The organism is Nocardiopsis suaedae (genome assembly GCF_027706745.1).
Lineage (GTDB): Bacteria > Actinomycetota > Actinomycetes > Streptosporangiales > Streptosporangiaceae > Nocardiopsis_A > Nocardiopsis_A suaedae.
This window is the reverse complement of sequence record NZ_JAQFWP010000094.1, coordinates 1-20,734: the sequence shown is the minus strand read 5'-3', so window position 1 is coordinate 20,734 and position 20,734 is coordinate 1. Positions and strand designations below refer to the sequence as shown.

Genomic DNA, 20,734 nt, shown 5'->3' with positions numbered 1-20,734 from the left:
GGACGGACCCGCCGCCTCCGCCGTGACGTCGTCGCGCCCACGTCCGGTAACGCTCCGCGACGGCCGCGGCACCGCCCCCCCGCCGTTCACGAGTCGAACACTCGGCGACAAACACGACGTTTCTCCGATTAAACCTCTTGACTCCCTAAAATACCGATAAGTGATAGACTTCACACCCCCCAACCCCGCCGTGGAGGCTTCCCGGGCCTGCCGCGGCGGATTAAGTTATGGAATCGTGCTGTTGTCGTTGCGGGGCGGAAAAGACCGGGGAGTGATTCGCGTGGGGAGACCTGTGACCGCGCCCACCCCTGGTGCAGGATTCGGAGAGCGTGAACGGGAGGTGGGACTGGTGTCGCTGTGGCGGAACCTGATGCGCCGGGGCAAGGCCGTACCGCCGCAGGAGCCCGCGCCCTCCGTCGGCTCGGAGGAGGGCGGCCGCACCCCCGGCCTGCGCGTGGCCTCCCTGGAGCGCACGCTGGACGACAAGGTCCAGCGGCACGGCTCGCAGGATCCGCGCAGTATCGCCGCGCGCAACAACCTCGCGAGCAAGTACGCCCAGATCGGCCGCAGGGAGGCGGCCCGGCTGGAGTTCGAGCGCACCCTGGAGGAGGCGGTCAAGGTCTTCGGGGAGGAGCACCCGCAGACCGACGTCATCCGCGAGAACCTCGCCTGGATCTGCGCGGACAGCGCCCGCCCCGCCCAGGCCGCCGAGCTGTGGGAGGTGCTGCTGCGCCACCGCACCGAGCGGCTGGGGCCGATGGCCTCCGACACCGTCGAGGCGCGCACCCGCCTGGCCGACGCGCTGCGCCGCTCCGGCGAGCACGAGGCCGCCGTCGCGCACTATGAGCGCGCCATCGAGGACGCGGCCGACCCGGTCGAGCGGGAGCGGCTGCGGGTCGGGCTGAGCATGGCGCTCAGCGCGGCGGGCCGCTACCAGGAGGCCGTCCGCCAGCTGCGCCTGGTGCTCGCCCAGCGCACGCGCCGCCTGGGCGGCCGGCACCACGACACCCTGGTCATCCACCACCGGCTCGGGCGCGCCTACACCCAGGCGGGGATGGACCGGGAGGCCATCGACGCGCTGCGGGAGGCCTACCGGAACGGGCTCGCCGCCGTCGGTGACCCCGAGATCCGCATGCTCACCTTCAAGATGCGCCGCGACCTGGCCGGCGCCTACAGCGCCGCGGGGCGGCACCGCGAAGCCGCGTCCCTGTTCTGACCCGCTGCCCTCCCCGTCCCCGCGGCACCGCCGCGCGTGCGCCCGTCCGGCCCCAGGCCGGGCGGGCGCTCCGCGTTCCGGGCGGTGCTCCGCCCGGCGCCCCCTCCCGCGCCCCGTTGCGCACCGCGCGCCCCCGGTGCTCGCAGCACTAGTTACCGGCGAGTAGCATGAGGGGGGCAAACCACTCACCAGGTTGTGAAGGAGGGGCAATCGTGCCGCGAACCGCCCGCGACGTCGTGTTTGTCGACGGGGCCAGGACCCCGTTCGGCAAGGCCGGCAAGGGCCTCTACGCCGAGACGCGCGCCGATGACCTCGTCGTCCGCGTCATCCGGGAACTGCTGCGCCGCAACCCCCAGTTGCCGCCCGAGCGCGTCGACGAGGTCGCGATCGCCGCCACGACGCAGATCGGCGACCAGGGTCTGACCATCGGCCGCAGCGCCGCCCTCCTGGCCGGGCTCCCCCGCAGCGTCCCCGGCTACGCCATCGACCGCATGTGCGCCGGCGCGCTCACCGCGGCCACCACCGCAGGGGCCGGGATCTCCTTCGGGGCCTACGACGTCGTCATCGCCGGCGGTGTCGAGCACATGGGCCGCCACCCCATGGGCGAGGGCGTCGACCCGAACCCGCGCTTCCTGTCCGAGAAGCTGGTGGACCCCTCCGCCCTGGTCATGGGCAACACCGCGGAGAACCTCCACGACCGCTTCCCCTCCATCACCAAGGAGCGCGCCGACGCCTACGCGGTGCGCAGCCAGGACAAGGTCGCCAAGGCCTACGCCGAGGGCAGGATCCAGCAGGACCTGGTGGAGACGCTGGTGCGCTCGGCCGAGCAGGGCTTCGGGCTGGCCAGCGCCGACGAGCCGCCGCGGCCCGGCACCTCCATGGAGGACCTGGCCAAGCTCAAGACGCCGTTCCGCGCGCACGGCAACGTGACCCCGGGCAACGCGGCCGGGCTGAACGACGGTGCGACCGGCGCCATCCTGGCCGCCGAGGACGTCGCCGCCGAGCTGGGGCTGGACTCCCGCATGCGGCTGGTGGACTTCTCCTTCGCCGGGGTGGAGCCCGAGGTCATGGGCGTGGGCCCGGTCCCGGCCACCGAGAAGCTGCTCGCCCGCCAGGGCATGAGCATGGACGACATCGGCCTCATCGAGATCAACGAGGCCTTCGCGGTGCAGGTGCTCGCCTTCCTGGAGCACTTCGGCATCGCCGACGACGACGCCCGGGTCAACCCGTGGGGCGGCGCCATCGCCCTGGGCCACCCGCTGGCCTCCTCCGGCGTGCGGCTGATGATGCAGCTCTCGCGCCTGTTCGCCGAGCGCCCGGACGTCCGCTACGGCCTGACCACCATGTGCGTCGGCATGGGCATGGGCGGGACCGTGCTGTGGGAGAACACGAACTGGGAAGGAAACGCCAAGTGAGCAGCCCGATCGAAGCCCACCCGTCTCCCGCCGCCGCCATCGACGGAGACGCTTCGCGTCACGGTATCTCCGAGCTCTTCGCCGACGAGGTCGTCACCACGGCCCTGTCGCGCGACGTCGAACTCCCCTACGGTGCCGGCACCGCCGTCCTGATCACCCTGGACAACGGCCACGACCACACCAAGCCCAACACCTTCGGCCCCGGCGGCCTGCTGAGCCTGAACGAGGCCATCGACGCCGCCGCGGCCCGCACCGACATCGCCGCGGTCGCCGTCACCGGCAAGCCGTTCATCTTCGCCGTGGGCGCCGACCTGAGCGGCGTGCCGCTGCTGCAGAACCGCGACCAGGCGCACGCCATCGGCAAGCTGGGCCACGACGTGATGCGCCGTCTGGGCGAGCTGCACGTGCCCACCTTCGCCTTCGTCAACGGCGCGGCGATGGGCGGCGGCGTCGAGGCGGCGCTGCACTGCACCTACCGCACCGTCTCCTCGGGCGTCCCGGCGTTCGCGCTGCCCGAGGCGTTCCTGGGCCTGGTGCCCGGCTGGGGCGGCACCTACCTGCTGCCGCACCTGATCGGCGCCGAGAAGGCCCTCAAGCTGATCATCGAGAACCCCCTCAACCAGAACAAGATGATCAAGGGCCCGCAGGTGCGCGAGCTGGGCATCGCCGACGCGATGTTCGAGCCGGCCGACTTCGTCGAGGAGTCGCTGCGCTGGGCGGCCAAGGTCGTCAAGGGCGACATCACCGTCGAGCGGCCCGAGGTGGACACGGGCGAGGCCTGGGACCAGGCCGTCGCGGGCGCCCGGTTCATGGTCGACGGCAAGCTGCACGGCGCCGCCCCGGCGCCGGTGCGCGCGCTGGACCTGGTGGCCGCCGCCAAGGACCGCGGCCGCGACGAGGGCTTCGCCGCCGAGGACGACGCCCTGGCCGACCTGATCATGAGCGACCAGCTCAAGGCCGGGCTGTACGCCTTCGACCTGGTGCAGAAGCGCGCCAAGCGCCCCGCCGGGGCGCCGGACAAGTCGCTGGCCCGCAAGGTGAACAAGGTCGGCGTGGTCGGCGCCGGGCTGATGGCCGGGCAGCTCGCGCTGCTGTTCGCCCGCCGCCTGGACGTGCCGGTCGTGCTGACCGACCTGGACCAGGAGCGGCTGGACAAGGGCGTGGGCTACGTCCACGGCGAGATCGACAAGCTGCTGGCCAAGGGCCGTGTCAGCCAGGACAAGGCCAACCGCCTCAAGGCCCAGGTGACCGGGTCGCTGACCAAGGACGCCTTCTCCGACGCCGACTTCGTCATCGAGGCCGTCTTCGAGAAGATGGAGGTCAAGCAGCAGGTCTTCGCCGAGGTCGAGGCCGTCGTCTCGCCCGAGGCGATCCTGGCGACCAACACCTCCTCCCTCTCGGTCACCGAGATGGCGAGCAAGCTCGAGCACCCCGAGCGGGTGGTGGGCTTCCACTTCTTCAACCCGGTCGCGGTGCTGCCGCTGCTGGAGCTGGTGCGCGGCGAGCAGACCGACGAGGCCGCGCTGGCCACGGCCTTCGCCACCGCCAAGAAGCTGAAGAAGACCGCGGTGCTGTGCAAGGACGCCCCGGCGTTCGTGGTGAACCGGCTGCTCACCCTGTTCATGGGCGAGGTGCTGGGCGCCGTGGAGGAGGGCACCGAGCCCGAGACGGCCGACCGCGCGGTCGCGCCGCTGGGCCTGCCCATGTCGCCGCTGCTGCTCCTGCAGCTCGTCGGCCCGGCCGTCGCCCTGCACGTGTCCGAGACGCTGGCCGGGGCCTTCCCCGACCGCTTCAGCGTCTCCGACCAGCACCGCCGCATGGTCGAGGCGGGCAAGACGGAGGTCTTCGGCCCCGACTTCCAGCTCGACCCCGAGGTCAAGGAGCTGTTCAGCGGCGGCGGGACGCCCTCCTCCGAGCAGGAGATCCTGGACCGGGCGCTGGAGGCGCTGGCCAAGGAGATCCGGATCATGCTGGACGAGGGCGTCGTCGCCGAGGCGGCCGACATCGACCTGTGCCTGATCACGGGCGCGGGCTGGCCGTTCCACCTGGGCGGCATCACGCCGTACCTGGACTACAGCGGCGTGTCCGAGCGCGTCAACGGCGCGAAGTTCCACCCCGAGGGCTACAAGGCCCTGTAGGGCGCAGGGGCCGGGCCCGGTGGGTCCGGCCCTCGTCTCCGCCGCTCCGCCCCGTGCCGCTCCGCCATCGGCACGGGGCGGTTCTCCTCGCGGGACCGGATGGCGGCCGGAGTCCGCCCGTTTCCGCGGGAACACGCCCGACGCGGGAGCGTTCACGTCCCTGTGCGCCTCGCCCCCACGTCCTACCCTGGAGGTATGGACGCCGACGACGCCGAAGCGCGGGGCGGCGGGGACACCGCGTTCGCGGTCGCCAACCGGCTCCGGGTCACCTGGGAAGGGGCCTGGCTCGCCGTGGGGTGCGCCGTGTTCACCGGGATCGGCGTCGCGCTGGTCGCCAAGGGCGGGACGCTCGATGTGGTGATCGGCGTGCCGGCGATCGTCCTCTTCGGCGGGGGCGGGCTGCTGGCCGCCTCCCGGCACCTGTCGCGCCGACCGGTGCTGCTGCTGGACGCCGAGGGCGTGCGCGTCCCGGCGCCGTGGCCGCGTTCGGCCGCCGACGACCTGGTGCTCCCGTGGAAGGACGTCACCGGGGTGTGCGCGTGCGCGAAGGCGCTGCACCACCGGGGCGGCACCGTGTTCCTGCACTACCTGGTGTTCCTGACCGGGGAGGAGCCGCCGGAGCTGCCGCCCTCCCCGTGGCACCCCGAACCCGCGGTGCGGATCCGCCCCACCTGGAACCGGACGGTGGAGGAGGTCCTGGCCGAGGCCCGCCGCCACAAGCCGGACCTGCCCTTCTCCGACCGGCGGCCGACCCCGGCCGGAGGCCGCTGAGGGCCGCCCCCGGGGGGGCCGTCACGCTCCCTGCGGCGCCCGGTCGCCTCCCCCGGCCGCTTCGGCGTCCGCCGACCCGGCCCCCTCGTCCTCCTCGCCGCCCTCGCTGATGCCGATGCGGTCGTGCAGCCACCGCAGGGGGCGCGGCAGCCACCAGTTCGCGTCGCCCAGCAGGCGCATGGTCGCCGGGACGAGGAGGGCGCGCACCAGGGTCGCGTCCACCACCACGGCCACCGCGAGCCCGATGCCGATGATCTTCAGCGAGAGCAGCGCCGAGGTGCCCATCGCGGCCAGCACCACCACCAGCAGCAGCGCCGCGCTGGTGATGATCCCGCCGGTGCGCTGGAGCCCGACCGCCACCGAGTGCGCGTTGTCGCCGGAGTGCAGGTACTCCTCGCGGACCCTGCTGAGCAGGAACAGCTCGTAGTCCATGGCCAGCCCGAAGGACACCACCAGGATCAGCACCAGGTAGGTGGGGTCCATCGTGCCGACCGCGTCGAAGCCGAGCACCGCCGCCAGGTGCCCCTCTTGGAACCCCCAGATCACCGCCCCCAGGGACGCCCCCAGCGACAGGAAGCCCATGAGGACGGCCTTGACCGGCAGCACCAGCGACCCGAAGGCCATGAACAGCAGCACCAGCGTCACGGCGATGACGAAGCCGAGCGTCAGCGGCACGGCGTCCAGGATGCCGTCCAGGGTGTCCTTCTGCTGGGCGGCGACACCGCCCACCAGGACCTCGTCGGCGCCGTCGGGGCCGGGCTCGGCGCGCAGGTCCTCGACCAGGCGCTGGGTGGCGGGGGCGTCCACCTCGCCCTCGTAGGCCACGGACACGTGCGCGGCGGTGTCGCCCACGCGCTCCACGTCGGCCCGCATGACCCCCTCGATCCCTTCCAGGCGGTCGGTGTAGGCCTCCAGCCGGCGCTCGCCGCCGGTGCCGGTGAGGTCCCCGGTGACGGCGATGTCCGCGGTCGCCACGTCCCCGGCCGGGAACTCCTCCGACAGCATCTCCGAGGCCGCCCGGCCGTCGGCCCCGGCGGGCAGGTACCGCTGGTCGGTGGAGCCGACGTGGGTGGAGGCCAGCGCCGAGGCGAAGGCGATCAGCACCCCGGCCACCGCGACCAGGTAGAGCACCGGGCGGCGCATGACGCTGTGCGCCAGGTGGGCCCAGCCGCCGCTGGAGGCGGCGGCGCGGGCGGCCCGGTCGGCCCCGGCGGCGAGCGTGCCGGTGGCGCCCTGGAGCAGCGCCCGGCGCCGCCGGATCCGCGGGAAGACCGGCAGGGCGTCGATGCGCCGCCCGACCACGGCGAGCAGGGCGGGCAGCACCACCAGGGCCGCCAGCAGGTCGAACAGCACGACCGCGATGCCGCCCAGGCCGATGGAGCGCAGCATGGGCTGGGGGAAGAACAGCAGCCCGGCGAAGGCGATCATGACGGTGACGCCGGAGAAGGCGACGGTGCGCCCGGCGGTGGACAGGGTCCGCGCCACCGCCTCGGGGACCGGCCGTCCGGCGGCCGTCTCCTCCCGGAAGCGGCTGACGATGAACAGCCCGTAGTCGATGGCCAGGCCGAGGCCGAGGAGGGTGGCGACGTTGACCGCGAACACCGACACCTCGGTGACGTAGGTCAGGGCGCGCAGCATCGCCAGGGAGCCGACGATCGCCAGTCCGCCCACGGCCAGCGGGGTGAGGGCGGCCACGACGCCCCCGAAGATGACCACCAGCAGCGCGAGCAGCAGCGGCAGGGACACGAGTTCGGCGCGGACCACGTCGCTCTCGGCGCGTTCGGAGATCTCCTGCTCGACCGGCAGGGGCCCGCCCAGGCGCACCTCCAGCGGGCCCGCGCTGATGTCGTCCCGGATCTCCTGGAAGTTCTCCATCCGCTCGTCCTTGGTGGAGCCCTCCATGGTGATCGGGACGTAGGTGGCGTGGCCGTCCTCGGCGAGCATGATGCCGCGCTCGGTGTCGGTGAGCCCGTCGTCGAGGTAGGTGGTGGCGGAGGCGACCTGCTCCTCGGGCAGCTCGTCGCGCATCCGCTCGATCAGGCGGGCGAAGGTGGGGTTGTCGTAGCGGATCTCGTCGCTGCTGAACACGGCGACGACGTCGACCCCGTCGTGCCCCAGCTCGCGTTCGATGGTCTCGGCGGCGCGGGTGGACTCGGCGCCGGGGTCCTCGAAGCCGCCGTCGCTCACGGCGCCGAACAGGCCGCCGCCCCAGACGGCCGCCGCGGCGGCGAGCACGGCGGTGGCCGCCAGGACCCAGAGGCGGCCGCGGTAGGTGAAGCGCCCCAGCGCTGCGAACATGGAGGACCTCGGCTTGCTGTTAACGTGAGATGACGGTGAACACCGTAAGCTTTACGCCGTTCACTAAAACTGACACTGCTCACACTTGTCAACGGTGCGCCGGGCGGGGACCGCCCCGCCGCGGCGCCCATCGAGGAGGCGGAAGTGCCCGCAGAGGCGTCGGCGCCGACCGGCGACGGCACACAGGCGCAGGCCGGGCCGGGGGCGGCCGCGGCACCCGGGCGGCGTGAACGTGTGCGCGAGGCCACACTCCGGGAGATCAAGGACAACGCCCGGCGGCGGCTCGCGGCCGAGGGGCCGCCCGGTGTGTCGCTGCGCGCGATCGCCCGCGACATGGGCATGACCGCCCCGGGCCTGTACCGCTACTTCTCCGGCCTCGACGACCTGTTGAACGCCGTCCGCGCGGACCTGTTCCACGAGCTGTCCGCGGCGGTGGCCGGCGCCGCGGGGCCGCTGCCCGCCGACGACACCGACGGGCGCATCCTGGCCTCGCTGCGCGCATTCCGGAGCTGGGCGCTGGCCCACCGGGCCGAGTTCTCCCTGCTGTTCGCCACCCCCGCCCCGCAGGACGCCCCCGACCCGCGGGTGCTGGAGGCCGGGCGGGAGTTCGCCGCCTCGTTCTTCTCCCTGTTCGACCGGCTGCTGGCCGAGGGGCGCATCCCGCTGCCCGCGGACGAGGAGATCGGCCCGGAGCTGCGGGACCGGCTGGACGCGTTCGCCGCCAAGACCGGCTTCACCATCGACAACGCCTCCTACGGGGCGCTGCGGGTGCTCATGTCGTGCTGGGTGCGCCTCTACGGGCTGGTGAGCATGGAGGTCGCCGAGCACATGACGCCCATCATGGGCGACATGGAACCCCTGTTCGAGGCCGAGCTCCAGGACATCCTGTCCCCCGCGGGCGTGGAGTACCGGGCGTCCCACCGGCCCTGACGCGCCGCCCGCACGCACGGTTCCCGCACCGCCACGGCCGCCTCCGGTCGCCCCGGAGGCGGCCTTCACGCTATCGTCGCCCCTCGTGTCCGATTAAGGTTGATCATCCACCCTTGCCCGGACCCGGGTGGGGGCGGATCACAGGCGGAAGGACGGGGCCCAGTGGAGCACACGCACGGCGGTGACCGCGCCTTCTCGGCGCCCCCGCCCCGGCCCCAGGGGCCGCCCCAGGCGCCCCCGTGGCACGCGCCGCAGTCGCCTTACCCGCACCCCGCCCCTTACGGCCCCGGCTTCCCGCCGCCCGGTGGACCCGCCTTCCAGGGCTACGCCGCGCCGCCCCCGCCGCAGCCGCCCCGGAGGCGCGGCCCGTCGCGCGGGGTGATGTGGACGGCCATCACCGGGTCGGCCCTGGTGTCGGTCGGCGCCGCCCTGACCGCGCTGATGATGGTGTTCACCCAGTCCGCCCAGGACGTCGAGCCGGTCCGCTCCGAGAGCGTCAGCGGCGAGTACGCGGCCGCTCTGACCGAGCCCCCCGGCGCGGTCGAGATCGGCGTCTACGACCACCCTGCCTACGCCCTGGACATGCCCGAGGCGGTGGACTGCCCCGCGCCCGACCTGGACGCGTCCTCGGACGCGTCCTGGGAGCGGTTCACCTCCGAGCTCGGCGTGTGCCTGAACGACCTGTGGCGCCCGCGCCTGGAGGAGCTGGGCCTGCGCGTGGCGGACCCGGAGTTCGCCACCACCGACACCGACCCCGCGGCGTTCGCCGGCGACGAGGGCACCACGATGGCCTACTACGACGGTGAACAGCAGATCATCACCGTCGTGGTCCCCAACGTGGCCGAGCTCTCGGAGGAGTTCCCCGCCCGCGACCAGGAGGCGATCTGGTCGGCGCTCATCGGCCACGAGTACGGCCACCACGTCCAGCAGGTCACCGGCGTGCTGGAGAAGACCTACGACATGGAGGTCGAGGCCGGGAGCGAGGCGGGGTCGCTGCGGGCGCTGCGCCGCACCGAGCTGCAGGCCGAGTGCATGGGCGGGATCGCCATGCGGGGCCTGGGGTACGACACCGCGGAGATCGAGCGGGTCAACGAGGTGCTCAACGGCGGGGGCGACCTGCCCACCCACGGCACCTCGGAGAACCGCCGGCACTGGTACGAGCAGGGCTCGACCGGCGACAAGCTTTCCGCCTGCAACACCTTCGAGGCACCGGCGGGCGAGGTGGACTGACCCCGCGGCCGGGGCCGGAACGGGTCAGCCCCGGGCGGCCCGGCGGAACTCGTCCCAGCCGAGGAGCTTCACCCGGTCGCCGCGGCCCAGGCGGTCGGCCAGGGCCGCCTCCGCCGCGTCGATCGCCAGCCAGCCCTCGTAGCCGTTCACCTCGGCGCCCGAACGCTCCAGGAGCGCGTCGGGGTGCTCCCGGGGTCCGCCGCCCTCCCGGAGCAGGTCGGCGTCGCCCAGCAGCGAGCGCACCGTCGCCGCCGCGTCGGACTTGTTGGTCCCGATCACGCCGGTCGCGCCGCGCTTGATCCACCCGGCCACGTAGGCCCCCGCGACCCGCTCCCCCGCCGCGTCCACGACGCGGCCCTCGTGGTGCGGGACCGTCGCGCCGCCTTCGTCGAAGGGCAGGTCCGGCAGCGGAAGCCCCTGGTAGCCGATGGAGCGGAACACCATCCCGGCCGGGAGCTCCTCGGTCTCGCCGGTGCCCTGGAGGCGGCCGTCGGCGTCGAGCACGGTCCGCTCCACCGTCAGGGACTGGACGCGCTCGGCCCCGTTCAGCCGCACGGGGCGCCGCCAGAAGCGGAACCGCACCTCGCGCGGGCGGCCCTCCGCTGAGCGCTCGGCCCATTCCTTCAGGTAGCGCAGGTTGGTGCGGGCAGCGCGCGCGGCGCCCAGCATCTCCTCGCCGTTGGGGTCGATCGCCACCTCGGCGGGATCGACCACCGCGTCGGCGTTGGCCAGCTCGCCGATGTCGCGCAGCTCGGGCGCGGTGAACTTGGCGTGCAGCGGGCCGCGCCGGGCCACCACGTTGATCCGCCGCACCTTGCTGGCCGCGAGCACGTCCAGCATCGGCTGGGGCACATCGGTGGCGCGCAGCTCGTCGGCGCTCTTGGCGAGCATCCGCGCCACGTCCAGGGCGACGTTGCCCGCGCCGACGACCGCCGCCTCCTCGGCGTCCAGCAGGAACCGCTCCACTTCGGTGTCGGGGTGGCCGCAGTACCAGTTGACGAAGTCGGTGGCGGCGACGCTGCCCGGCAGGTCCTCCCCGGGCACGCCCATGCGGCGGTCGGTGGGGGCGCCGGTGGCGAACACGACGGCGTGGTAGGCGCCCCGGAGGTCCTCCAGGCCGACGTGGCGCCCGTACTCGACGCCGCCCAGGAACCGCACGCGGGGGTGCTCCAGGACCGTGCGCAGCGCGCGGGCGACGCCCTTGATCTTGGTGTGGTCCGGGGCCACGCCGTAGCGCACCAGCCCGTAGGGGGTGGGGAGCCGGTCGAGGACGTCGACGGCGACGTGCTCACGGTTCTGCCGGGTCAGGGCGTCGGCGGTGTAGATGCCCGCCGGACCGGAACCGATGACCGCCACGCGCAGGGTCTCGGGAGAACTCATACGCCCATTGTCCCGCATCCGCAGGCGGCGGGGGGATCACCGGCGCGGCCTGCGGCCGCGTCGGCGCGGGCCCCGCGTCAGCTCTGCGCGGGCTCGCCGTCGGCCAGTTCGCGCTCGGAGCGGCCCGCGTCGGTCAGGCGGGACACGGTGCCCATCAGGCGGCGCGCCAGGACCTGCGGGGTCAGGCCCATCTTCTCCAGGACCGCCTCGCGCGAGGCGTGGTCGAGGAACTCCTGCTCCACGCCGAAGGTGCGCACCGGCATGTCCAGCTCGGCGTCGCGCAGCGCGCGGGCAACGGCGTCGCCGACCGCGCCCACGCGGCCGTTGTCCTCCACCACGGCCACGGCGCGGTAGTCCGCCGCCTCCTCGACCAGGGCCGGGTCCAGGGGTTTGACCCAGCGCGGGTCGACCACGGTGGCGCCGATGCCCTCGTCGGCCAGGCGGTCGGCGGCCTCGCAGCAGGTGCGGGCCATCGCGCCGACGGCGACCAGCAGCAGGTCCTTGGAGTGGCCCGCGTCGGCGGCGCTGCGCAGCACGTCCATGCCGCCCATGCGGCCGACCGCGGGGATGTCCTCGCCCACGGCGCCCTTGGGGTAGCGCAGCACGGTGGGGGCGTCGTCCACGGCCACGGCCTCGCGCAGCTCCTCCCGCAGCCGGGTGGCGTCGCGGGGCACCGCCAGCCGCAGGCCGGGCACCACCTGCAGGATGGACAGGTCCCACATGCCGTTGTGGCTGGCGCCGTCGGTGCCGGTGATGCCGGCGCGGTCGAGGCAGAAGGTGACGCCCTGGCGGTGCAGGGCGGCGTCCATCAGGACCTGGTCGAAGGCGCGGTTGAGGAAGGTGGCGTAGACGGCCACGACCGGGTGCGCCCCGCCCATGGCCAGGCCGGTGGCCGAGGTGGCGGCGTGCTGCTCGGCGATGCCCACGTCGTAGGTGCGGTCGGGGTAGGCCTCGGCGAAGGGGGCCAGGCCGGTGGGGTGGAGCATGGCGGCGGTGATGGCGACCAGGTCGTCGCGCTCGCCGCCCAGGCGCACCATCTCCTCGCTGAAGACCTTGGTCCACTTCACGCCGCCACCCGGGGAGGACTTGGCCTGCCCGGTCTCGGGGTCGAACGCGCCGGGGGCGTGGAACTGGTCCTCATCGTGGTTCTCGGCCGGGGCGTAGCCCTTGCCCTTGCGCGTGAGGCAGTGCACGATCACCGGGCCGCCGTAGTCGCGGGCGCGGCGCAGCGCCTTCTCCACCGCGGCCTCGTCGTGGCCGTCGATGGGGCCCAGATACTTCAGGCCCAGGTCCTCGAACATGATCTGGGGCTGGATGGCGTCCTTGAGGCCCTTCTTCAGGCCGTGCAGGGCGTCGTAGAGGGGCTGCCCGACGACGGGGGCGCGGTTGAGCGCGGTCTTGGCCATGTCCAGGGCCTGCTCGTAGCCGGGGGTCATGCGCAGGGAGGCCAGGTGGTCGGCGAGCCCGCCCATGGTCGGCGAGTAGGAGCGGCCGTTGTCGTTGACGACGATGACCAGGCGGCGCCGCTCGCCCTCGGCGATGTTGTTGAGCGCCTCCCAGGCCATGCCGCCGGTCAGGGCGCCGTCGCCGATGACCGCCGCCACGGTGCTGCCGGTGCGGCCGCGCACCTCGTTGGCCTTGGCCAGGCCGTCGGCGTAGGAGAGCACCGTCGAGGCGTGCGAGTTCTCGATGAAGTCGTGCTCGGACTCGGCGCGGGAGGGGTAGCCGGACAGGCCGCCCTCGCTGCGCAGGCGGGAGAAGTCCCGGCGGCCGGTGAGCATCTTGTGCACGTAGGCCTGGTGGCCGGTGTCGAAGAGCACCGGGTCGCGGGGGGAGTCGAAGACGCGGTGCAGGGCGATGGTCAGTTCGACGACGCCCAGGTTGGGGCCCAGATGCCCGCCGGTGCGGGAGACCTCGGAGACGAGGAACTCACGGATCTCGGCGGCCAGCGCCGGGATGCGCTCGGCCGGGAGCCTCTTCAGATCGTCCGGATTGCGCACCGATTCGAGCAGCGTCAACTCTCGTCAGTCCCCTCAGTCAGCGTTCCGACTCGCGGGTGCGGGCGACGGCCCCACGCGCGGTCCCCCCGAGTCTACGGTCGCCGTGACCCTTGCATTACCCGAACCTACCGCCCCGTAGACACGTACGGCCCCCGGCCCGGTGAGGAGACGGCCCGGGGCGGGCGGGCGCCGCGGCTCAGTCGCCGCATCCGCCCGCGGGGCCGCCGCCGTGGCGCTCGCGCACCCGGCGGAGCTCCCCGGCGATCGCGTCGGCCGTCCAGTGCGCGTTGAGGCCGCTGGGGTTGGGCAGCACCCACACCGGGACACCGCCGATCCGCACGTCCTCCTGGGGGCCGATGCGGGCCTTGGGCGCCCCGAAGGCCGAGCGGTAGGCGGTCACGCCGAGGACGGCGAGCACGCCGGGCGCCAGGCGCTCCGTGCGCTCGGCCAGGGCGCGCCCGCCCTCGCGCAGCTCCTCGGGGGTGAGCTCGTCGGCGCGGGCGGTGGCGCGCGCGGCGATATTGGTGATGCCCAGGCCCCATCGCGGCAGCTCGTCCTGCTCGCCGGGGCGGAGCGTGCGCGGGGTGAACCCGGCGCGGTGCAGGGCGGGCCAGAAGCGGTTGCCGGGGCGGGCGAAGTGGTGCCCGGTCCAGCCCGAGTACAGGCCCGGGTTGATGCCGCAGAACAGGACGTTCAGGCCGGGACCGAGGACGTCGGGGATGGTCGCGCCGTGCGCCGAGCGCAGCTCCTCGGCGGTGGGGCCGCGCCGTGCCCGGGTGCGTTCGCCTGTGCCCATGGTCGCCGGAGCCTACCTCAGGACGCGGCCCCGCCGGTCACAGGAACGAGCGCACGATGAGCACGGTCCCAGAGACGGCGACCGTGCACAGCAGGGCGGTGCGCAGGAGCCCCTCGTCGACCAGGCGGCGCAGCGGGCGCCCTAGGAGGTACCCGGCGACCACGCAGGGCAGCAGCGCGGCGCCCGCCGTGAGCTGCCGGGCGTCGGCCTGCCCGGTGGCGCCGAGCATGAGCAGGGAGATGGCGATGCCCGCGAGGAAGAACCCTGCCAGGGTGGCGCGCACCCGGGGGCCGTCCTCGTGCTGGTAGAGCAGTGCGATGGGCGGTCCGCCGATGGAGGTGGCGGTGCCCATCGCCCCGGAGACCGTCCCGGCGGCCAGCAGGGCCGCGGGGGTGGGGCGCACGCGCACCGGCAGCAGCGACAGCCCGACCGCGACCAGCACCATCGCCCCCACGGCGGCGCCGAGCATGGCCGGGTCGAGGGTGGCGACCACGCCGACCCCGACCAGGGACCCGGGCACCCGGGCGGGCACGCCCCAGGCCAGGCCGCGCCAGTCGATGTGGCGCCACTCCGAGGCCAGGGTGAACAGGGGGAGCACGCCGGTCGCGATGAGGAGGGCGACCGGCATGAGGGAGGCGTCCAGCAGCGAGATGACCGGGGCGGCGACCAGGCCGAGCCCCAGCCCCACACTGCTCTGCACGGCCGCGCCGATGACCACGGCGGCACCGGCGACGGCGAGGAAGAGCGGATCGGGCATGATTCCGCAGACGGTATATCTCCCCGATACCGGTAGGAATCGGGGGGTACGGTGATCGGAAGATCCGATGACCGTTGCCGACGGCAGGGCGGGTCCCCCACTCAGGGACCCCGGCCGGGCGGCGGGCCGGTGCGGCGCGAGGTGGATGGCGGCGACGACACGGGGTGGAGCGGGGGCCGGGCGCCCCGGTCGGCCGCCGGTGGGACCGTACGCCGAGTTACGTCTGGTGGCCGGAATTCGGGCCTGAATACCGGCCACCAGGCGCAACTCGGCGAAAACCGGTGCCACGCGGGAAGCCCGGCCTGGACACCGGTCCCCGCCGAGGTGGGCCTCGTTGTTGGAATCCGCGCCCGAATACCAACAACGAGGCCCATCTCGGCGAACTGCCCCACATGCTGATACATGCAGGGCCGGGCTCGGTGACCATCCGCTCTCCGTACGGCCGACAGCGTTACTGGAAGGGCCGCTGACCTTCGTCGCCGCCGCCATCTCCCCTGAACCCCGGCGGCCCACCGCCCGGCCGAGGCCCGGAGCGGGGCACCCGCTCAGCCGCCGCCCACCCGCACCGCGAGGAACCCGCCGGACGGCAGGCAGGGCCGGGGAACCACCTCGCTTGCGCCGTCGCCGCCCGACACGGTGACCACGCACACGCCACACGGCCGACAACGCTGCCGCGAGGGCCGCCGACCTCTGTCGTCGCCGCCCGTCTCTCCGCACGAGGTCAGCGACGGACGACGCCGACGCCCCGTCGGGCCGGTTCCGCACCGGCCCGACGGGGCCCGCTGGATCGTCTGCCCGCCTTCCCACGCCTCCCCACGCCGCCCCCTTCCTCGAACCGCGCCGGAACGGACGGGAGGCGCGGGTCCGGGGCCGGGGGAACGATGGGGGCGGGGCGGCGGCGGGCCTCCGATCAGCCGCCGCGGGCGTGCGCCTTGCGGCTGCGGCGGCTGACGGCGTCCAGCACCACGGCCACCAGCAGCACGACCGCGGTGATCATGTACCGCACCGGGGTGCCCATCTGCAGCAGGTACAGCCCCGAGGTGATGGCGCCCAGCACCAAGCCGCCCAGCAGCGCCGAGTAGGCGTTGCCGCGGCCGCCGAACAGGCTCGTGCCGCCGATGACCGCGGCGGCGATGGCCATCATCAGCTCCTCGCCCGCGGCGGTGTCCAGGCTGGCCGAGAAGGAGCGGGACACCAGGATGACGCCGCCGAGCGCGGACAGCATCGAGGCCAGGCCGAAGACCGAGATGCGGATCAGGTCCACGTTGATGCCCGCCCGGCGGGCCGCCTCGGCGCCGCCGCCGACGGCGAACACCATCCGGCCGTACCGGGTCTTGCGCAGCATCAGGTCGAAGGCGACCACGAAGCCCACGAAGATCAGGAACGCCAGCGGCACACCCTTGAACTGGTTGAACACCGCGACGGCGCCGAACACCGGGACCGCCAGCAGCGCGGTGCGCAGCAGCTGCTCCCCCACGGGCTTGGCCGTCAGCCCCGCGGCGGCGCGGCGGCGCTCGCCGAACGCGGTGGACAGGGCGAAGGAGCCGACCGCGACCACCGCGACGAACCAGCCGACCGCGGGCACGAAGTAGGTCTGGGTCAGCGCGGCGATGGCCCCGCTGTCGCTGACGTTGATGGTGCCGTCGCCGCCGAGGAGCTGGAGTTGCAGGCCCTGCCACCCCAACAGCCCGGCCAGGGTCACCACGAAGGCGGGCACCCCCACCTTGGCGAAGATGGTGCCCTGCAGCAGGCCGATGGCCAGGCCGGCCGCCACCGCGGCGGCGATGGCCACCCACTCGGGCAGGCCGTAGCGCACCGCGAGCACCGCGGTGATCGAGGCCGAGACCCCGGCCACCGAGCCGATGGACAGGTCGATCTCGCCCAGCAGCAGGACCATGATGACGCCGGTGGTCATCAGGCCCACCGCCGCCACCTGCACGGTCAGGTTGGACAGGTTCTGCGGCGACAGGAACCGCCCGTGCAGCGACTGGAAGACCGCCGCGATCACGATCAGCCCGACGATGACCGGGACGGGACCCAGCTCACCGCCGCGCAGGCGGCGCAGTCCGGCGGCCAGCAGGCCGGCCGGGGAGGTCCGGGTGACGATGAGCCGGGGGTCGGCCGGGCTCTGCGGCTCGGCCGTGCCGTTCTCCGCGGCCACCGGTGTCTGCTGTGCCGCCATCACTCGTCTCCCGTCTGGGACGCCGCGACGCGCTCGTTGCGCCGCGCCACCGGGTTGTCGGACGCGCCGGTGATCGCGGCCACGATCTCCTCGTAGCTGGTCTCCTCGACCTGGAAGTCGCCGGCGTTGCGGCCCAGGCGCAGCACCCCTGCGCGGTCGGCGACGGCGCGCACATCGGCCATGTTGTGGCTGATCAGGATCACGCCGAGGCCGCGGTCGCGCAGCCGCTCGATCAGGTCGAGCACCTGGGCGGTCTGGGCGACGCCGAGGGCGGCGGTGGGCTCGTCGAGCATGACCACCTTGGGCTCGCCGAGCAGGGCGCGGGCGATGGCGATGATCTGGCGCTGGCCGCCGGACAGCGAGGCCACCGGGACCCGCAGGCTGGGGATCTTCACCGACAGCGAGTCGAGCAGCTCGCGGGCCTTGCGCTCCATCTCGACCTCGTCGAGGGTGCCCAGGCGCATCTGCTCGTTGCCGAGGAACAGGTTGGCGACGATGTCCAGGTTGTCGCAGAGCGCGAGGTCCTGGTAGATGGTCGCGATCCCGAGGCGCTGGGCGTCGCCGGGCCGGGTGATGGAGACCGGCTCGCCCTCCCACAGGATGCGGCCGCCGTCGGCGGCGTGCGCGCCGGCGATGACCTTGACGAGGGTGGACTTTCCGGCGCCGTTGTCGCCGAGGAGGGCGACGACCTCGCCCGCGTCGATGCGCAGGTCGACGTCGCTCAGCGCCTGGACGGCGCCGAATCTCTTGGAAATCCCGGACAGTTCCAGGACGGGTGTGCTCATGGGTCTTCCCCTTGGCTCCGGCGGGCGGAGGTCGGTGGGTGTCGCGGGCGGGGGGATGGGAGCCCCCGGGGGTGCGGGCCCCAGGGGGCTCCCGGGAGGGCCGGGGCGGCCCGGAGGGGGTGGGCCTGCCCCCGGCCGGGGGTCGGGTGCGGCCGGTCGCGGCCGGACCGTGGGCCTCCTACTCCGCCATCTCCGTGCAGAAGTCGGTGTCGGCGAAGTCCTCGGTGCAGATGTCCTCGACGGTGTAGAAACCGTCGGAGACCACCGTCTCCTCGATCTTGTCCTCGGTGACCGAGACCGGCTCCAGCAGGACCGCGTCGACCTTCTCGCCGGAGGCGTCCTCCACCTGGGTCAGGCCGTGCTCACCGCCGTCGTACTCCTCGCCGGTCGCGGCGGCCACGGCCATGTCCGCGGCGATCTCGGCCTCGGGGCGGATGGCCTTGTAGACGGTCATGTACTGCTCGCCCGCGGCCACCCGCTGGATGCCCGCGATCTCGGCGTCCTGGCCGGTGATGGGGGGCAGGTCGTCGACGCCGGCGCTCTTCAGGGCGGCGACGATCCCGGCGGCCATGCCGTCGTTGGCCGAGTAGACCCCGGCGATGTCGTCGGCGCCGACGGCGGTGATCGCCTGCTCCATCTGGGTCTGGGCGCGGTCGGGCGACCAGTCCGGGGTGTCGTACTCCTTGGCGATGTCCACCTGGCCGTCGAGGACCTCGTGGGCGCCGGACTTGAAGTCGCCGGCGTTGGGGTCGGTGGGCGAGCCGTTGATCATGACGATCTCGGCGTCGTCCCCGGCCTCCTCGGAGTCGAGCGCCTCCAGCAGGGCACGCCCCTGGACGCGGCCGACCTCCTCGTTGTCGAAGGAGACGTAGTAGTCGACGCCGCCCTCGGCGAGCCGGTCGTAGGCGACGACGGGGACGCCCTGGCCCTTGGCGTTCTTGACGATGCTGGCGGCGGCCTCGGAGTCCACGGCGTCCAGCACCAGGACGTCCACGCCGTCGGTGAGCATCGCCTCGGCCTGGGACTGCTGCTTGGCGGTCTCCTGGTCGGCGTTCTGGTAGAGCAGCTCGCACTTGTCGCAGCGCTCGGACAGGGCCTCTTCGAAGTAGGGCTTGTCGAACTTGTCGTAGCGCGCGGTCTTGGACTCGGGCAGCAGCAGGCCGACGGTGAAGCCCTCGTCCACGCTGTTGGCCTCGCCCTCGGCGTCCTGGCCGCTCGTGGTCAGGGAGCCGCAGCCCGCCGCCAGCAGGGCGAATGCGGCCACCGCGGCCGACGCGGCGAACCGCGCGGAGCGTCGTGTGGTGTTCACAGGGGATGGTCCTCCGGGTCTGGGGTGCGCACCGGGCGGTGGCGTGCAGGGAGTTGCTTCGAGGGGTCTCGAATGGGGGTGCGCCCGGTGAACGGATGACGTGAAGTCAAACCCCGGTGGCGGTTGTCGTCAAGCCTTGAACGCATCACCGAAGCATCACGACAGGTTGCTTAAAACCTTGAAGGCAAGCGTTCACGCAGGTCAGAGCCATAATGCCAGATATGTGAAGTTCTGTGGCGGGCGGCCCGCGTTACCGAAACGTGTCACAGCGAAGGGTGAGATCGGCGTCACACAGAGCTGTCCGCGCTGGCCGCGGCGGTTGCGAGCGCCCCGCGGAGCACCGCGTCGGCGCCCAGGGCGCCGCGCGCCACCTTCACCCGCTGCACGGCGCTGCCGAGCGCCCCGAGTTCAAGGCTTCGGCGCATCGGCTCCATCAGGTCCTCCCCCGCCTCGGCCAGGTCCCCGCCGATGACGAGCGCCTCCGGGTTGAAGGCGTTGACCAGCATCGCCAGGGCGCGCCCCAGCGCCGTCCCGGCCTCGGCGACCACCCGCCGCGCCCCGGGGTCGCCCGCACCGGCCGCCTCGACCAGCTCGGCGACGCTGCCAGGCGTCCCGGCGGCGCCCTGCGCGGGCACCATCTCCAGCAGGTAGCGGGCGCCCACATGGGTCTCCAGGCACCCGCGGTTGCCGCACCGGCACACCTGTCCGCGCTCGTCGAGGCCCAGGTGGCCGATCTCCCCCGCGGTGCCGCCCGCCCCGGGGAAGACGCGGCCGTCCACCACCATGCCCGCGCCCACCCCTTCGGCCAGCCGCACGTACACCAGGTGCCGCAGGCCGCGCCCCGCGCCCTCGGCCAGCTCGGCGCGGGCGGCCAGGTTGGCGTCGTTCTCGGCGGCGACCGGCACGCCCAGCCGGTCGGACAGGTCGGCGGCGGGCCGGGCGCCCGCCCAGGCGGGCATGCAGGTGATGGCGCCGACCTCGCCGGTGTCCAGGTCGACCGGGCCGGGCACGGCGGCGCACACCGCCCGCACCGACGACAGGTCCACGCGCGCGGCGGCCAGCACCGTCTCCACCAGCCACACGGCGCGCCGCACCCCCCGCCCGGGGTCGGCGGCGACGTCGTAGGCGATGGTCTCGCGGGCGAGCACGGCGCCCTCCGCGTCGCCGAGGGCGGCGGTGATGCGGTCGTGTCCGAAGTCGACGCCGACGACGGCGCCGGGGGAGCGGCGGAGGGTGACCGCGCGGGCGCGGCGGCCGTTGGAGTGGGTCTGGCGGACCGACACGGCGCCGACCGCGCGCAGGTCGCGGACGATGTTGGAGACGCTGGCGGCCGAAAGCCCGGTGGCGCGGGCGATCTCGGCCTGGGTGAGGGAGCCGGACTCACGCAGGGCGGCGATGACCCGCTCCCGGTTGGCCCGGCGCAGCGCCGCCTGGGAGCCGGGGGTGGTCTGGACGTCGCTCACGGCGCCTCTTCTCAGGTCGCGCCCGCGGCCCGCCGGGGAGGGGCGGGGGCGGTGTCGGGGGGAC

Annotated in this window: 15 protein-coding genes; 6 read left to right on the top strand and 9 right to left on the bottom strand. The window is 73.8% G+C overall.

Annotated elements, in window-relative coordinates; all coding sequences use genetic code 11:
- Positions 1-340 precede the first annotated feature (340 nt).
- The 4 genes from O4U47_RS29250 to O4U47_RS29235 all read left to right on the top strand — a co-directional run bounded on the left by O4U47_RS29250 (position 341) and on the right by O4U47_RS29235 (position 5,540).
- Positions 341-1,216 carry a tetratricopeptide repeat protein gene (locus tag O4U47_RS29250; RefSeq protein WP_270681217.1) on the top strand — a complete coding sequence of 292 codons (876 nt, stop codon included), beginning with the start codon at positions 341-343 and terminating at the stop codon, positions 1,214-1,216.
- Positions 1,217-1,428: 212 nt separating this feature from the next.
- On the top strand, positions 1,429-2,631 hold the full coding sequence (locus O4U47_RS29245; protein ID WP_270681215.1) for a thiolase family protein: 1,203 nt from the start codon (positions 1,429-1,431) through the stop codon (positions 2,629-2,631).
- Positions 2,632-2,696: 65 nt separating this feature from the next.
- Positions 2,697-4,769, top strand: a complete 2,073-nt coding sequence (locus O4U47_RS29240; protein WP_270681216.1) for a 3-hydroxyacyl-CoA dehydrogenase NAD-binding domain-containing protein — start codon at positions 2,697-2,699, stop codon at positions 4,767-4,769.
- Positions 4,770-4,964: 195 nt separating this feature from the next.
- A complete protein-coding gene (locus tag O4U47_RS29235; RefSeq protein ID WP_270681214.1) occupies positions 4,965-5,540 on the top strand; it encodes an STM3941 family protein in 576 nt (191 codons plus the stop codon).
- A gap of 21 nt (positions 5,541-5,561) precedes the next feature.
- Here O4U47_RS29235 and O4U47_RS29230 read toward each other — a convergent pair whose 3' ends face one another.
- Positions 5,562-7,838, bottom strand: coding sequence for an MMPL family transporter (locus O4U47_RS29230; protein ID WP_270681213.1), 2,277 nt, complete (start codon positions 7,836-7,838; stop codon positions 5,562-5,564).
- A gap of 144 nt (positions 7,839-7,982) precedes the next feature.
- Here O4U47_RS29230 and O4U47_RS29225 point away from each other — a divergent pair, with 144 nt between their 5' ends.
- Both O4U47_RS29225 and O4U47_RS29220 read left to right on the top strand, forming a co-directional pair.
- Positions 7,983-8,768, top strand: a complete 786-nt coding sequence (locus O4U47_RS29225) for a TetR/AcrR family transcriptional regulator (RefSeq protein ID WP_270681212.1) — start codon at positions 7,983-7,985, stop codon at positions 8,766-8,768.
- 162 nt (positions 8,769-8,930) lie between these two features.
- On the top strand, positions 8,931-9,998 hold the full coding sequence (locus O4U47_RS29220) for a neutral zinc metallopeptidase (RefSeq protein ID WP_270681211.1): 1,068 nt from the start codon (positions 8,931-8,933) through the stop codon (positions 9,996-9,998).
- A 24-nt stretch (positions 9,999-10,022) separates the two neighbouring features.
- Here the strand turns inward: O4U47_RS29220 and O4U47_RS29215 are convergent, their stop codons facing one another.
- The 8 genes from O4U47_RS29215 to O4U47_RS29180 form a co-directional block, all read right to left on the bottom strand.
- A complete protein-coding gene (locus tag O4U47_RS29215; protein ID WP_270681210.1) occupies positions 10,023-11,378 on the bottom strand; it encodes an FAD-dependent oxidoreductase in 1,356 nt (451 codons plus the stop codon).
- A gap of 77 nt (positions 11,379-11,455) precedes the next feature.
- Positions 11,456-13,396, bottom strand: a complete 1,941-nt coding sequence (dxs, locus tag O4U47_RS29210; RefSeq protein WP_270681209.1) for a 1-deoxy-D-xylulose-5-phosphate synthase — start codon at positions 13,394-13,396, stop codon at positions 11,456-11,458.
- Between the two features lie 178 nt (positions 13,397-13,574).
- On the bottom strand, positions 13,575-14,174 hold the full coding sequence (mug, locus tag O4U47_RS29205) for a G/U mismatch-specific DNA glycosylase (RefSeq protein WP_270681208.1): 600 nt from the start codon (positions 14,172-14,174) through the stop codon (positions 13,575-13,577).
- Between the two features lie 37 nt (positions 14,175-14,211).
- The gene (locus O4U47_RS29200) at positions 14,212-14,931 is read right to left on the bottom strand and encodes a sulfite exporter TauE/SafE family protein (protein ID WP_270681207.1); all 720 of its coding nucleotides are present in this window, start codon (positions 14,929-14,931) and stop codon (positions 14,212-14,214) included.
- A 910-nt stretch (positions 14,932-15,841) separates the two neighbouring features.
- On the bottom strand, positions 15,842-17,113 hold the full coding sequence (locus O4U47_RS29195; RefSeq protein ID WP_270681206.1) for a sugar ABC transporter permease: 1,272 nt from the start codon (positions 17,111-17,113) through the stop codon (positions 15,842-15,844).
- Positions 17,113-17,898, bottom strand: a complete 786-nt coding sequence (locus tag O4U47_RS29190) for an ATP-binding cassette domain-containing protein (RefSeq protein ID WP_270681205.1) — start codon at positions 17,896-17,898, stop codon at positions 17,113-17,115. The genes O4U47_RS29195 and O4U47_RS29190 overlap by 1 nt, the downstream gene beginning before the upstream one ends.
- 178 nt (positions 17,899-18,076) lie before the next feature.
- Positions 18,077-19,207: an ABC transporter substrate-binding protein gene (locus O4U47_RS29185; RefSeq protein WP_270681204.1), complete on the bottom strand. Its 1,131-nt coding sequence runs from the start codon at positions 19,205-19,207 to the stop codon at positions 18,077-18,079.
- 287 nt (positions 19,208-19,494) lie between these two features.
- A complete protein-coding gene (locus tag O4U47_RS29180) occupies positions 19,495-20,670 on the bottom strand; it encodes an ROK family transcriptional regulator (protein WP_270681203.1) in 1,176 nt (391 codons plus the stop codon).
- Between the last annotated feature and the right edge of the window lie 64 nt (positions 20,671-20,734).